Origin of the sequence: Mucilaginibacter limnophilus, assembly GCF_004005815.1 — a bacterium.
Classification (GTDB): domain Bacteria; phylum Bacteroidota; class Bacteroidia; order Sphingobacteriales; family Sphingobacteriaceae; genus Mucilaginibacter; species Mucilaginibacter limnophilus.
The window spans coordinates 240,505-253,612 of record NZ_SACK01000001.1 but is presented as its reverse complement, the minus strand read 5'-3'; the positions used below and the strand labels follow the sequence as shown (position 1 = coordinate 253,612).

Annotated in this window: 13 protein-coding genes; 5 read left to right on the top strand and 8 right to left on the bottom strand. The window is 42.8% G+C overall.

The annotated features are described in order from the left end of the window. Nucleotides 1-146: 146 nt before the first annotated feature. Nucleotides 147-1,700, top strand: coding sequence for a PAS domain-containing sensor histidine kinase (locus EOD41_RS01170; RefSeq protein WP_127702949.1), 1,554 nt, complete (start codon nt 147-149; stop codon nt 1,698-1,700). Beyond that, nucleotides 1,693-2,058: a response regulator gene (locus EOD41_RS01165; RefSeq protein ID WP_127702948.1), complete on the top strand. Its 366-nt coding sequence runs from the start codon at nt 1,693-1,695 to the stop codon at nt 2,056-2,058. The genes EOD41_RS01170 and EOD41_RS01165 overlap by 8 nt, the downstream gene beginning before the upstream one ends. A gap of 2 nt (nt 2,059-2,060) precedes the next feature. Here the strand turns inward: EOD41_RS01165 and EOD41_RS01160 are convergent, their stop codons facing one another. The 7 genes from EOD41_RS01160 to EOD41_RS01130 form a co-directional block, all read right to left on the bottom strand. Continuing rightward, nucleotides 2,061-2,690: an HAD family hydrolase gene (locus EOD41_RS01160; protein WP_127702947.1), complete on the bottom strand. Its 630-nt coding sequence runs from the start codon at nt 2,688-2,690 to the stop codon at nt 2,061-2,063. A gap of 131 nt (nt 2,691-2,821) precedes the next feature. Continuing rightward, nucleotides 2,822-3,910 (bottom strand): chorismate synthase, encoded by a 1,089-nt coding sequence (aroC, locus tag EOD41_RS01155; RefSeq protein WP_127702946.1) that lies wholly within the window; start codon nt 3,908-3,910, stop codon nt 2,822-2,824. Nucleotides 3,911-4,130: 220 nt separating this feature from the next. Continuing rightward, entirely contained in the window at nt 4,131-5,432 is a 1,302-nt protein-coding gene (aroA, locus tag EOD41_RS01150; protein WP_127702945.1) for a 3-phosphoshikimate 1-carboxyvinyltransferase, read from the bottom strand. A 3-nt stretch (nt 5,433-5,435) separates the two neighbouring features. Further along, entirely contained in the window at nt 5,436-6,560 is a 1,125-nt protein-coding gene (locus EOD41_RS01145; protein ID WP_127702944.1) for a chorismate mutase, read from the bottom strand. A 126-nt stretch (nt 6,561-6,686) separates the two neighbouring features. Then, the gene (locus tag EOD41_RS01140) at nt 6,687-7,526 is read right to left on the bottom strand and encodes a prephenate dehydratase (protein ID WP_127702943.1); all 840 of its coding nucleotides are present in this window, start codon (nt 7,524-7,526) and stop codon (nt 6,687-6,689) included. Between the two features lie 306 nt (nt 7,527-7,832). After that, complete coding sequence (gene aroB / locus EOD41_RS01135; protein ID WP_127702942.1) at nt 7,833-8,891, bottom strand: 3-dehydroquinate synthase; 1,059 nt, start codon at nt 8,889-8,891, stop codon at nt 7,833-7,835. A gap of 2 nt (nt 8,892-8,893) precedes the next feature. Next, a complete protein-coding gene (locus tag EOD41_RS01130; protein WP_127702941.1) occupies nt 8,894-9,100 on the bottom strand; it encodes an RNA-binding S4 domain-containing protein in 207 nt (68 codons plus the stop codon). Between the two features lie 75 nt (nt 9,101-9,175). On the opposite strand from EOD41_RS01130, the gene EOD41_RS01125 reads away from it, so the two are divergent. The 3 genes from EOD41_RS01125 to EOD41_RS01115 all read left to right on the top strand — a co-directional run bounded on the left by EOD41_RS01125 (nt 9,176) and on the right by EOD41_RS01115 (nt 12,341). Next, on the top strand, nt 9,176-10,378 hold the full coding sequence (locus EOD41_RS01125) for a proline dehydrogenase family protein (protein WP_127702940.1): 1,203 nt from the start codon (nt 9,176-9,178) through the stop codon (nt 10,376-10,378). 106 nt (nt 10,379-10,484) lie between these two features. Then, nucleotides 10,485-11,048: a carboxymuconolactone decarboxylase family protein gene (locus EOD41_RS01120; RefSeq protein ID WP_127702939.1), complete on the top strand. Its 564-nt coding sequence runs from the start codon at nt 10,485-10,487 to the stop codon at nt 11,046-11,048. A gap of 3 nt (nt 11,049-11,051) precedes the next feature. Next, complete coding sequence (locus EOD41_RS01115) at nt 11,052-12,341, top strand: sensor histidine kinase (RefSeq protein ID WP_127702938.1); 1,290 nt, start codon at nt 11,052-11,054, stop codon at nt 12,339-12,341. Here the strand turns inward: EOD41_RS01115 and EOD41_RS01110 are convergent. Next, on the bottom strand, nt 12,333-12,965 hold the full coding sequence (locus EOD41_RS01110; protein ID WP_127702937.1) for an HAD family hydrolase: 633 nt from the start codon (nt 12,963-12,965) through the stop codon (nt 12,333-12,335). The genes EOD41_RS01115 and EOD41_RS01110 overlap by 9 nt on opposite strands. Between the last annotated feature and the right edge of the window lie 143 nt (nt 12,966-13,108).

Sequence of the window (13,108 nt, the reverse complement as noted above, 5' to 3'; positions counted from 1 at the left end):
ATATAGCTTAAAGGAATAATATTTTCAAATAATAATTTCTCATATTAATTTTCCGTTTTAAAAGCCGGAAAAACATATTAATCGTCAAAGTGTTATAAGTATCATTTTGAGCCGATCAGAAAACATCTATATCGACATTTAAAAAAGTGAGCTATACAGAGAACGGGGAATTCAGCTTTTCCCATGAAAACATACAACAGGACTTCAGTTTACTTACATCAGCCCTTGATGCAAGTATTTCTGGTATTATAATAACTGACAACCAGTTACCCGACAATCCCATTATTTACTGCAACCGTGCATTTGAATTGATGACGGGTTATATACGTAAAGAGATAATTGGGCATAACTGTCGTTTTCTGCAGAGGGAAGACCGCAATCAGCAAGTACGGGAAAAGCTGCGTGAAGACATAAGTGCAGGTAAGCACAGCATAGTTGAAATACGTAACTATAAAAAAGACGGCACTCTGTTTTGGAACGAGCTGTACGTATCCCCAATAAAAAATAAAGATGGCGTAACCACACATTTTATTGGTGTACAGAATGATGTAACCCGTCGTAAAAAGGCTGAGCAGGAACTTGAACGCGAACGCGAGCTTATTGAAAAGAAGGTTATTGAGCGCACAGAAAGACTAAAGGCAAGCCAGGATTATATGGATAGTATAGTTCAAACGGTACGCGAAAGCCTGATTGTTTTAGATCGTGATTACCGTGTTCTTAGTGTGAACGAGCACTTTTTACGCACTTTTAAGGTTAACAAAGCAGAAACTGAGGGTAAATTATTATATGAGTTAGGTAACGGGCAATGGAACATCGAAGCGCTTAAAGAGCTTTTGGAAAAGGTATTACCTACCAATAACCCGGTGCTTGATTTTGAGGTTGAGCACGATTTTCCGCATATTGGCAACAAACTAATGTTGCTAAACGCGCATCGTATAGAACTTGAGGGAGAATATAAGGACAGGATATTATTAGCCATTGAAGATATCACCGACAGGCGCGCTATTGAACGCCGGAAAGACGATTTCCTATCAATTGCCAGCCACGAGCTAAAAACGCCACTTACCACCATAAAGGGCTATATACAAATGATGAACCGCTTTATGCCGGATACCGCTACTGATAAGTTTAAAGAGATAGTAGCGAAAACGGGACAGTTTGTTGAGCGGTTAAGCAATTTAATAAGCGAACTGCTGGATGTATCACGCATACAAACCGGTAATATGGAACTGCACCGGAAAATGTTTGATTTTGATGAAATGATCAACGAAACGGTTGACGGTATCCAGTCGGCTTCCAAAACGCATCAAATTATTATAAAGGGTACAAAGCTGGGTAATTATTATGGTGATGAATCGCACCTGATACAAGTTATAAATAACCTGCTTTCAAACGCGATTAAATATGCACCCAATACTGAAACAGTTGAATTGCACAAATCTTTGGTAAGCGATTTCCTGAAAGTATCAGTTATTGATAAAGGCATGGGCATCAGTCACGATGAGCAGAAAAAAATATTTGAACGTTTTTATCGCGTTAGCGAGATACAAACAAAATATCCCGGCATGGGCATTGGCTTATACGTATGCGACCAGATTATAAAAAACCATGGTGGTACGCTATGGGTTGACAGCGAAAAAGGAAAAGGATCAAACTTCAGCTTTACATTGCCGCTGAAAGAAAGGGCGGAAAATGACTAAGAAAAAAGTTTTGATTTGTGATGATGACAAAGGTATACTGGAAATGCTTGAGCTGGCGCTTGAGGATGAAAACATCAACATCATAACCGAACCTAACAGCCTGAACCTTTACAAGCTGATAGAAGAGGAAAAACCGGACCTGCTTCTGCTCGACTTATGGATGCCCGTATTATCAGGCGACCAGATATTAAAAAACCTTCGCGGCCATACCAACACACGTCATCTGCCGGTAATAGTGATATCAGCCAGTACTGATGGTGAACAAATAGCCAAGGAAAGCGGCGCAACTGATTATGTAGCCAAACCTTTTGATGTTGATGTACTGTACTCTAAAATAAATCGACTGATGTCAGCTTAAAGCTATTTCAACAACAGTTCTTCAACCTCACGGTGATTACTGATCAAATAATCAGCATCATTGTTGGTGTATTGCCGTTCTGGGTCGTATAAAACAGTTTTTATGCCGATAGCTTTTGCTTCCTTTATTTCTGATTCTGGATCATCACCTACTACCAGCACTTCATCTTTGCTGTAATTATATTTTTTCAGAATCTCAAGGAAAATATGCCTTTTGGTTTTGTCGGTAGTATCGGGATCAACAATATAGATCTGTTTAAAATCGTTGTCAAGATCAAGCATTTTCACCTTGCTGGTTTGAAGTTTTACGAAGCCGGTAGTTACCAGAAACTTATCGACCTGCAAGCTTTTTACATACTTATAATCGTCAAAGGCCTGCATGGGCTTATCATATGTAAGCTGACGAAGATGTTCGATAGCTTTTTGTTTAAGCTCATCATCAAAGCTGTATTCATCAGCTATTTTTTGGAACGGACGACGGGTAACTTCTTCCTTCGCTGCAGCTATATCTGATTGGTCAACGCCATCAGCGTATTCATCCATCAGGCTAAACAGTTCTGCAAAAAGCTCGTCGGAAATAGATTTTACAGGATATATGGTATTATCGAGGTCGTAAATTAAAGCACGTATCATAATCTACTAACATGACTTGGGACATATGGTTTTAAAAACCATTCCGTCATGCTGAACTTGTTTCAGCATCCCTCATGTTAAGTAAAATTGGAATGTCCTGTGGGATCCCGAAACAAGTTCGGGATGACAAATCAAGTTTTCGCTGCCCTATCCCGTAACAAATGATCAGCCAATACCAACGCAGCCATAGCCTCTACAATAGGCACGGCGCGTGGTACCACACAAGGATCGTGACGGCCCTTACCGCTTATTTCTGCGGCTTCTCCTACACTATTTACAGTTTGCTGGTTATGCATTATGGTTGCCACCGGTTTAAATGCAACCCTGAATTCTACAGGCATACCGTTGCTGATACCGCCCTGTATGCCGCCCGAAAAATTGGTAATGGTTTCCACCTTATCACCATTTTTGCGGAAGATATCATTATGTTCTGACCCACGCATTTCACTGCCAGAAAAGCCTGAGCCGAACTCGAAACCATGCACCGCGTTTATGCTCAGCATAGCTTTACCAAGATCGGCATGCAGTTTGTCAAATACCGGTTCACCCAAGCCAACCGGGCAGTTGGTGATATAGCAGCTTACTTTGCCACCAACGGTGTCGCCATCTTTGCGTACACCATCAATAAAAGCTATCATTTCCTCAGCTGTGGCAGGGTCGGCACAACGGACAATATTTTGTTCGCGCTGCGCGATAAATTCTTCAGCGTCCCTTATCTCTACATTTGGCGCGTCGATCTTGCCAACGCTGCTAACATGGGCAATTACATCAATGCCATTGGCTTTAAGAAATAATTTAGCCAGCGCTCCTGCAGCTACGCGGGCTGCCGTTTCACGTGCTGACGAGCGGCCACCGCCACGATGGTCGCGGATACCGTATTTCGAAAAGTACGTATAATCAGCATGCGAGGGACGGAATACATCTACATTGTGCCCATAATCCTTACTGCGCTGGTCTTCATTCGGGATAATCATGGCAATGGGCGTGCCCGTGGTTTTTCCTTCAAAAACACCCGATAATATCTTTACCGTATCGCTCTCTTTACGCTGCGTGGTAATTTTAGATTGACCGGGCTTACGTTTGTCCAGTTCGCCCTGAATATAGTCAATATCAACCGTCAGTTGCGCCGGGCAACCGTCTACAATTACACCGATAGCCTCGCCATGCGATTCGCCAAATGTTGTTATTCTGAATATTTGCCCGAAGGTATTGCCTGCCATAATTTAGATATGAGATTTTTAGATGTGAGTATTGAGATAGCCTCATCCTATATTTTAACCCGTCATTGCGAGATACGAAACAATCTCTTTAAGTTTAAAAAACTTGTCATTCTGAACATAGTGAAGAATCTTTTCGCCGATAGATGCTTCGTTCCTCAGCATGACAAAAATTGTTTAGATTGTTTCGTACCTCCCAATGACGCTTGGTTTTATTTTATTTTTAAGCGGTAAATTCCGTACTAAACCCTACACTTTCCAAGTCGCTCCAAAACGCCGGATAGGATTTTTCAACAACCGCTGCTTCTTCAAATTCTATTTGCGGAACCACCAGTGCCAGCGGCGCAAAGGCCATGGCCATGCGGTGATCTTCATAAGTATTGATGAAGAGTTGCTCGGGAATAAACTTTTGGCTGCAATCAAGCTTATACACCTGCCCTTTTTCAATCAGCTTTACACCAATTTTTGCGAGTTCAGTTTGCAAGGCCTTTACACGGTCGGTTTCTTTTATTTTCAAGGTTTCAAGCCCTGTAAAGGTTGCTTCATGACCTAACGCCGCACATACCACGATAACGGTTTGCGCCAGATCAGGGCATTCCTTCATGTCGAATATTTTTCGACCAAGCGGTTTTGGTTCTTTTTTCAGGTGCACACCACCATCTTTAAACTGCGAGGTAATGCCAAAGTTGGCCATTATCTCGGTGATCGCGCTGTCGCCCTGCAGGCTGTATTGTGTCAGTCCGGGTAGAAAAAGCTCCGCCTCATCAGATAGCGCCGCTATGGCGTACCAGTATGACGCCGCGCTCCAATCGGGCTCAACAGGCAGCGATGTTTCGCTGAACTGCTGATGCTCAATGCTGATGACGTTGCCATTCCATTTATGCTGAATACCTGCCTGGTTAAGCATAGCCAGCGTCATTTCAACATAGGGGCGCGAGGTAAGGTCGCCTTCAATATGCAGTTCCAAGCCATGAGGCAACTTAGCGGCAATAAGCAACAACGCCGTTATATACTGGCTGCTGATATTCCCCTTAATATTGATTACGCGAGTGCGCTGTACAAAACCATCCTTAAGTTTTATCGGCGGATAACCATCGTTTTCCACGTAATCAATATTGGCACCAAGTGCGCGCAAGGCATCAACCAAAATACCGATAGGGCGTTGCTTCATCCTTGCGCTGCCGGTAAGCACTACCTCACCGGGTTGTATGGCAAAGTAAGCGGTTAAAAAACGCATAGCGGTACCGGCAGGTCCGATGTTCACGGTGTTTAGTCCATGGTCCATAGTCCATGGTCCATGGTTTGAACCGGCCAATTCCGCATTCGCCACTCCGCGCTCCACATTTCGTAAAATTCCCGCCAACGTTACTGTATCAGCCGCGTCCGACACGTTTTGCACCTTCACCCGGCCTTCGCTTAACGCCTCAATTACAAGCGCGCGGTTGCACTCGCTTTTTGAGCCGGTTAGGCGCACCGTGCCGTTAACGGTTTTGTTACTTTTTTTAAGAATGATGTTGTGGCTCATTCCTTAAACGTGGCTTAATTTTTCAGCTGGTTGTTCCTGACCTGCGTTCAGTATTTCTGCCTGACGACGGATAGACTCAGCGTGAACCAGTTCTAACAGTTTCTCTGTAAACTCGGCGCTCAATTTCAACGCGTTGGCATAAGGGATACGTTTTTGCAGAATTTCTTCCCAACGGTTTACCTGCAAAATAGTAATATCGTTATCTTTTTTATACTGACCAATTTGCTCGGCAATGTTCATACGCTCTGCAACTTTTTGAATCACCAGGTCGTCAATCTTATCAATTTTGGCACGTAGTTCGGCAAGTTTGTCACTTACTTCAGCGCTTTTTACGTCAGGCTTGCGCAAAGTGATATTGTCAATAATATCAGCTAAAGCAGCCGGTGTAACTTGTTGTTTAGCGTCTGTCCAGGCAACGGCTGGGTCGATGTGCGACTCAATCATTACGCCTTGCATATCTAAGTCGAATGCTTTTTGAGCTACGTAACCAATCAGGTCACGGTTACCGGTAATGTGGCTTGGGTCGTTAATGATCGGTAGCTCAGGTGCATGTGTTTTAAGGCTGATAGCCAGATCCCACATTGGCTCGTTACGGAAAGTGGTGTTACCGAAAGACGAGAAACCACGGTGTATAGCAGCCAGTTTAGTGATGCCGGCACGATTAATACGCTCTAAAGCGCCAATCCATAATGACAGATCAGGGTTTACCGGGTTTTTTACCATCACCGGTACATCAACGCCTTGCAGCGCGTCAGCAATTTCCTGTACAGTGAATGGGTTTACGGTTGAACGTGCGCCAACCCAAAGAATGTCAACACCTGATTTTAACGCTTCCTCAACGTGTTTGCCTGTGGCAACCTCAATAGCGGTTGGCAGGCCGGTTTCTTCCTTAGCGCGTTTTAACCACTCAAGGCCAATGCTGCCAATACCTTCAAACTCGCCCGGACGGGTACGCGGTTTCCAGATACCGGCACGCAGTGCTGATACTTTTCCGGTTTTTGCTAACAGGTGCGCAGTGGCTACCAGTTGATCTTCAGTTTCGGCACTGCACGGACCTGCAATTACCAATGGCTCTTTGCCTGTATTTAACCAGGTGCTTAACGGCTGTATGTTCAAATTCAATTTCATGGTCTTGTTTTGTTAGTCCATGGTCCATAGTCGATGGTCCATGGTTGTTTTAATGTTTTATTTATTTAATTAATTCGTTATTTACTTTTTCTATGGTCTATCGTCTATCGTCCATGGTCTATCTTACTATACGCTTTCCTCATATCGCTTGTATTCTCCCAGTATATTAAAGTTGTGTGTGTATTTTAATATCTGACGTATGCTGGTGTCGTATTGGTTCTGCTCGTTCCATTCAACATCCACATAAAAGTTATACTCGTTACGCTTGCCCAGCACCGGCATGCTTTGTATTTTGCTCATGTTCACGCCTTCTTCGGCCAGTATATTAAGCACCTTGGCCAGAGCGCCAACCTCGTTACTTACCTGGAAGCAAAGCGATGCTTTGTTAGGTTCTACTTTACCGGCGTTATCGTGGGTTGTGAGTATTAAAAAGCGGGTAAAATTCTTTTTATTTGATTCAATACGGCGCTCTAAAATCTCCAGCCCGTAAAGCTTGGCAGCCAAAGTATTGGCTATAGCTACGGTATCAGTCAGCTGTTCTTCGCGAATGCGGCGTGCGCAGGCGGCAGTGTCATTACTTTCAACCACCTTTATGTGCGGAAACTCATCAAAAAAGTCGACACACTGACGGATAGCTATAGGGTGCGACATAGCGGTCTTTACATCTTCAAAGGCCACACCGGGCAATGCCATCAAATGCAGTTGGATGGGCAGGTAAACCTCGCCTACTACCGGGAAGTTGTATGATAATAGCAGCGAGTAGTTGGGTAAGATACTGCCGGCAATGCTGTTTTCAATCGCCATTACCACATAATCGGCCTGGCCGTTCTTTAGCGCTTCAAAAGTTTGCTTAAAAGTATTGCACTCAACGGTTTCAATATCTTCGCCAAAGTACCTGAAGGCGGCTTCTTCGTGAAAAGAAGCGCGTATTCCCTGTATAGCAACTCTTGGTTTTCCTGTTATCATAATGCCCTTATATGCAAAAAGTCCCGGCCTTTTATGGGCCGGGACTTTTTAGTTTCTTTATATGTGTTTTACTGCATATTAGTCCCGGCTCTCACTGGTAAAGTAAAAGTAGAAGCCGTAAAAATATACATTGTTAAATTTCATTATTGTCCTATTGCGATGCTAATGTAAGCGTTAAAATTACAACCTCAAAATAAAATTTGATTTTTTTCTATTTTCCGCCACTTCACCAAATATAATTTGCAGGATATTGAACTGTTTGCGCAAATGGTATATAGAAAGGTAACCGCATTGTTGACCCAAATCTTACCTGTTTACATAATAATCCAGCGCCTCAAAAAGTTCCTCTTTTGTACAAACGTTATCAATACTAAACTGTCCAATGACTGATAGCAGCGTGCAATTTACTTTTCCATCGAAGTTCTTTTTGTCTTTCAGCATAATGCTGTAAAGCTCTTCGTAAATACTATGCTTAAAAGAATAGCGCGGATACAGGCTATCAATAACAGATACGATCTCTTCAAGCTCTTCCGCTTTCAGGCCCGACTTCTTATGCGCCAGGTACCCTTCGCAGATCATACCTAAGGCAATGGCCTCGCCGTGTGTAAGCGGGTTGCTGTCATGCGTTAAGCTCCAGGTTTCTACCGCATGGCCAATTGTATGGCCAAAGTTCAGGCTTTTGCGAATGTTCTTTTCTTTAGGATCTTCCAGCACTACTTTGTTTTTCAGCACTACTGAGTGATGTATCAGCTCGGCAGAAGGTTGTTTTAGATCGGAATCTTTTAGCTTTTGCCAGTATTCGGCATCAAGTATTAACCCGTGCTTCAGCATTTCGGCAAGGCCTGAAAGTATCTGCCTTTCAGGAAGTGTTTGTAAAAAAGCCACGTCAATAAATACCGCTTTAGGCTGGGTAAATGTCCCGATGATGTTCTTAATTCCTTCTACATCGATACCGGTTTTACCGCCTACCGAGGCATCAACCTGAGATAATAAGGTAGTTGGCACCTGCACAAAGTCAATCCCACGTTTGTAGGTTGAGGCAGCAAACCCCCCCATATCGGTCACCACCCCGCCGCCAAGGTTTACCATCAGCGCTTTACGGTCGGCCTCAAAATCAACCAGCATCCGCCAAATACCAATACAAAAGTCAATGTTCTTGCTTTCCTCGCCGGCGTTTATCTCAATAACATCGTAATTACCCAGTTCGTCAAGCTGCTCTTTTATAACCGGCAAGCAATGCTCAGAAGTATTTTCGTCTGTTAGCACAAAAAAACGACTGTAACCGCCATTCTTTATGAAGCGTATCAGTTCATCAACAACATTGTTAAAGTATATATGATAGCCGTCGCTATAAATAGTATCCATAATTAAATAACCCTGATTGTGTTTTCCCTGAATTCAACTGTATCTCCGCGTTTAACCTTAAGACGTTTGCGGTAGTCAACCTCGCCATTGTACTTTACTTCACCTTCTGTTACAACAATCTGCGCCTCGCCACCGGTTTGTACAAGGTTGGTTGCCTTAAGCAACTGAATAAGGGGAATATACTCGCCTGTTAATTGAAAATCTATCATGGGTGTGGCAAAAATAAACTATTGACGCAATAATGAGTTATTATGTTATTGCAATTTCTAATTTTGCAGGTATATATGACCTCTAATTCCACCAACGGCAGCAATGTGCCCGCCGGTGAACTATCTTTTGATAATACTGAGATAGCGTTCCGGCATTCGTCTAATCTTGACTTGAAGCGAGCTTACTGGCTTTTTCGCATTATCAATGTTAATTCCCTTGTTAAGATTGGTCCGCCCATAACCAACTTTGCCATAAACATCGGCTTACCTATAAAAGGAATAATTAAAGCAACTATCTTCAGGCAATTTTGCGGTGGCGAAACTATTGAGGAATGTACTCCAACCATACAAAATTTATATGCAGGTGGCGTTGGCACCATACTTGATTATTCTGTTGAGGGTGAAGAGGACGAAAAAGTATTTGACCATACCCGCGATGAAATTATCCGCACAATAAAACGAGCTACCGGCGACCCGGCGATTCCGCTTACTGTGTTTAAGGTTACGGGTGTAGGCCGTTTTTCGTTACTGGAAAAGCTGGATGAAGGCGGTACCCTGACATCTGAAGAAGAAACAGAATGGCAAAAGGTACAGCAACGCGTATTTAATATCTGCCAAAAGGCGTATGATGCTCAGGTACCCGTAATGATAGATGCAGAGGAAAGCTGGATACAGGAAACTATTGACAGGCTGGCGCTTGATATGATGCGCCGCTTCAATAAGGAAAAGATCATCATTTATAATACCTATCAGTTATATCGCCATGATAAGCTGGCATCATTAAAAGCCGACCATGCCATCGCCATGAAGGAAGGCTTTATATTGGGTGCTAAAATTGTCCGCGGCGCTTATATGGAAAAAGAGCGCAAACGTGCAGAAGAAAAAGGTTACCTCTCTCCTATTCAACCCGACAAGGCCTCGGCAGACAGAGATTATGATGCAGCTGTTGAATATGCCGTAAAGAACATTAACACGCTGGCAATTGTAGCAGGTACGCATAATGAAATCAGCAGTCGCAGGCTTGCCGACATGATGGATGAATATGGCATTGAGCATAAACATCCGCATGTTTACTTTTCGCAGCTTTTGGGCATGAGCGACAATTTGAGCTTTAATTTGGCTAACGCTGGATATAATGTTGTAAAATATGTACCTTACGGACCAATTAAGGCCGTATTGCCTTACTTGTTCAGACGGGCCCAGGAAAATACTGCAATAGCAGGACAAATGGGGCGCGAGCTAAGCCTTATTATTAAAGAGCGGAAACGCAGGGGATAATCAGGCAGTTGTACAGGTAAATCGATTAGTCTTAAAATATTACCACATAACCCTGATCAGTTTGGAATTAACCGACCGGTTTTTGTTATGCTTATTGCTATAGCCGATGTCGAAAAGATTTAAGATTGTTGATTACGCCGACGCGAGTCCTGAAGTAAAGGCTATTTACGAAGAAACCATGAAAGAAATGGGTATCCCGTTTGTTTTAAATTGGTTTAAATGCCAGGGCAATAACCCCACCGTTTTGCGTGGCAATTGGGAAAAACTGCGCAATACCATGCTTCGCGGTAAAGTGCCATTCGTTTTGAAACAGCTGATTATTTACAATATATCTAATCTCAAAGGTTGCGATTATTGCGCACAAGCCCATGGTATTATTGCCGATAGCCTTGGTCCTGCGTTAACCGGCAAGGACAATATCCGGCTGACAGAAAACCTAACAAGCGCCTATATCCCATCATCATATCGTAAGGCTATTGAAATTATAACCCGCTGCGCTCTTTCTCCGCGCCAAACCAGCGATGAAGACTTTGAAGAGTTGAGGGATGTAGGATACAGTCTGGAAGAAGTACAGGAGTTAATGGCTCTTGCTGATCTAACGAATATGGTAAATACCATTGCCGATATTTCGGGCATACAGATTGACAACGAACTGATGGAGCCTAAATAACGCATGGATACCGGAATATTGCAAAATGCCCAGCGGTTGCGTTACGAAGCACTTTCACATCTGGCGGCTTCGTTAAACCGGGCGGAAAACTATAAAGATGTTTGTTCCGCTTTATCCGACAATGCCAAATACATCATCGATTTTTACCGTTTCCGTCTCAGCCACCGGCACAAAAAAAGTACAAGGTGTTTTGAAATATACCGTGGTGAAAGCATCACATTCGTTCCCAAAAATGATACACTTTGGGAGTATGAGGATGAGGTATTAAAGAAAGGATTACCGGTTAGTTCTAAGCCTGAAGATTTTGAAAGCAGGCCTCACCTGCGAAAGATACTATTCAGCAACCCCAAAGTGGCCGCCATATTTTCATTACCTGTAACATACTTTGAGCAGCAAGAAATCATAATAAGTATTTCGGTTACCAACAGCGTTAGTTATATAGAGATCGACTTTAAATTTCTAAAGGCGATAGCAGATTTAGTAGCCAATAAACTGTTACAACTCGAACTACTTAAAAAAATAGAGAGCAGTAATAAAGAACTTAAGATAAAAAACGCGCAGATTACCAAGCTTAACCGCACTCTTGAACAAACCGTCGCCTTGCGTACCGCCGAGTTAACAAGCGCAAACGAAGAAATGCGTACGCTATTTTATCGCACGTCCCATGATTTTAGAGCCCCCCTTGCTAACATTATGGGCCTCGCTAACCTGGCGAAGCTGGTTACCGATGACGAAGAAGCATTAGATCTTTTTGCGAAATGCGAAGAAGTAGTACATAAGCTTGATGGTATGCTGAACAAGCTAAATGTATTAAGCAACTATGCCTATGAGCATCAGATTAAGCCTGTAGATTTTGCGCAGTTGCTTGATGATCTGAAAAACAAGTATCAGTCACAACTGAACGAAATTGGCGGCAGGCTGATATATGATATACAAATAGACAATATGCATATATCAGTACCACATACCTATATCACCATTCTTGATAACCTGCTTGAAAATTCAGTATGCTATCACAAAGGAGACTTGTTAGTACAGATTTATATATTTAAGTATAAAGACGACCTGGTTATAAAATTTAGTGATAACGGACAAGGTATTCCTACCCGGATAATTGGTAAGATATATGACATGTATTACCGTGGTCATGCGCAATCAACGGGCAGTGGTCTTGGCTTGTATGTTGTCAGGAAACTTGTAAAATCGCTAGCCGGTGATATCTGGGTACAAAGCAAACCCAAGCAACACACGCATTTTATTATTAAAGTCCCTTTTCAACAGCACCTACAATAAGCCGTTTCTGCTGAAATAAGCTTGCAACGTATCAGGTGCCTTCATTAAAAAGGTATGTATGCCTAAAGCTTCGGCAGCCGCAAGGTGTTGAGGACTGTCGTCAATAAATAATGTTTCTTCCGGTTTAAGATTATTTTCAGTGAGCACTTGCTCAAATATGGCCGGTTCGGGTTTACGCTTACCTGTAAAGTGGGAATAATATGTTTTCTCAAACAAATGATCGTTTCCTGCAATGCCGAACTGTTTATTTAAATACTCCATTATATGATCGTAATGGATGGCATTGATATTACTCAATAAAAATGTGCGGTATTTTTCTTTGATCTGTAACAGCAGTTCGTGGGTGCCTTCATTTATACCGAGCAACATACTGTTCCATGCAGTGTTAATTTGCTCGTCGGTAAGTTCAGGGTTACCTGTTAATTCACGAATACGGTCACGAAAAGCCTGCGGAGTGATCTCACCGCGATCAAAGGCATCAAAAACCGGGTCTTGCTGCCGATGGCCAAAAAAATCGGCTGCGTTGCTGATACCCAGCGCTGTCCAGGCCTGTTGTGCTTTTTCAAAACTGATATTGAAGATGACGTTGCCATAATCAAAAATGATATTTTTGATATTTTTCATATTTCATTTGAGTAATTGGGCGCAAATATGTAATATTGCGCCTCGAAAATCAACAACGATTTTCAACCGCGCCTATAGCTCAGTCGGTTAGAGTAGAAGACTCATAATCGATGAAAATATAGGCGCAAAAAGGTTAAATTTGG

What these genes read in the sequence shown, in the direction of transcription:
- EOD41_RS01165 (WP_127702948.1), top strand. Translation starts at nt 1,693, where the DNA reads ATGACTAAGAAAAAAGTTTTGATTTGTGATGATGACAAAGGTATACTG.
- EOD41_RS01160 (WP_127702947.1), bottom strand. Translation starts at nt 2,690, where the DNA reads ATGATACGTGCTTTAATTTACGACCTCGATAATACCATATATCCTGTA.
- aroC (WP_127702946.1), bottom strand. Translation starts at nt 3,910, where the DNA reads ATGGCAGGCAATACCTTCGGGCAAATATTCAGAATAACAACATTTGGC.
- aroA (WP_127702945.1), bottom strand. Translation starts at nt 5,432, where the DNA reads ATGAGCCACAACATCATTCTTAAAAAAAGTAACAAAACCGTTAACGGC.
- EOD41_RS01145 (WP_127702944.1), bottom strand. Translation starts at nt 6,560, where the DNA reads ATGAAATTGAATTTGAACATACAGCCGTTAAGCACCTGGTTAAATACA.
- EOD41_RS01140 (WP_127702943.1), bottom strand. Translation starts at nt 7,526, where the DNA reads ATGATAACAGGAAAACCAAGAGTTGCTATACAGGGAATACGCGCTTCT.
- aroB (WP_127702942.1), bottom strand. Translation starts at nt 8,891, where the DNA reads ATGGATACTATTTATAGCGACGGCTATCATATATACTTTAACAATGTT.
- EOD41_RS01130 (WP_127702941.1), bottom strand. Translation starts at nt 9,100, where the DNA reads ATGATAGATTTTCAATTAACAGGCGAGTATATTCCCCTTATTCAGTTG.
- EOD41_RS01125 (WP_127702940.1), top strand. Translation starts at nt 9,176, where the DNA reads ATGACCTCTAATTCCACCAACGGCAGCAATGTGCCCGCCGGTGAACTA.
- EOD41_RS01120 (WP_127702939.1), top strand. Translation starts at nt 10,485, where the DNA reads ATGTCGAAAAGATTTAAGATTGTTGATTACGCCGACGCGAGTCCTGAA.
- EOD41_RS01115 (WP_127702938.1), top strand. Translation starts at nt 11,052, where the DNA reads ATGGATACCGGAATATTGCAAAATGCCCAGCGGTTGCGTTACGAAGCA.
- EOD41_RS01110 (WP_127702937.1), bottom strand. Translation starts at nt 12,965, where the DNA reads ATGAAAAATATCAAAAATATCATTTTTGATTATGGCAACGTCATCTTC.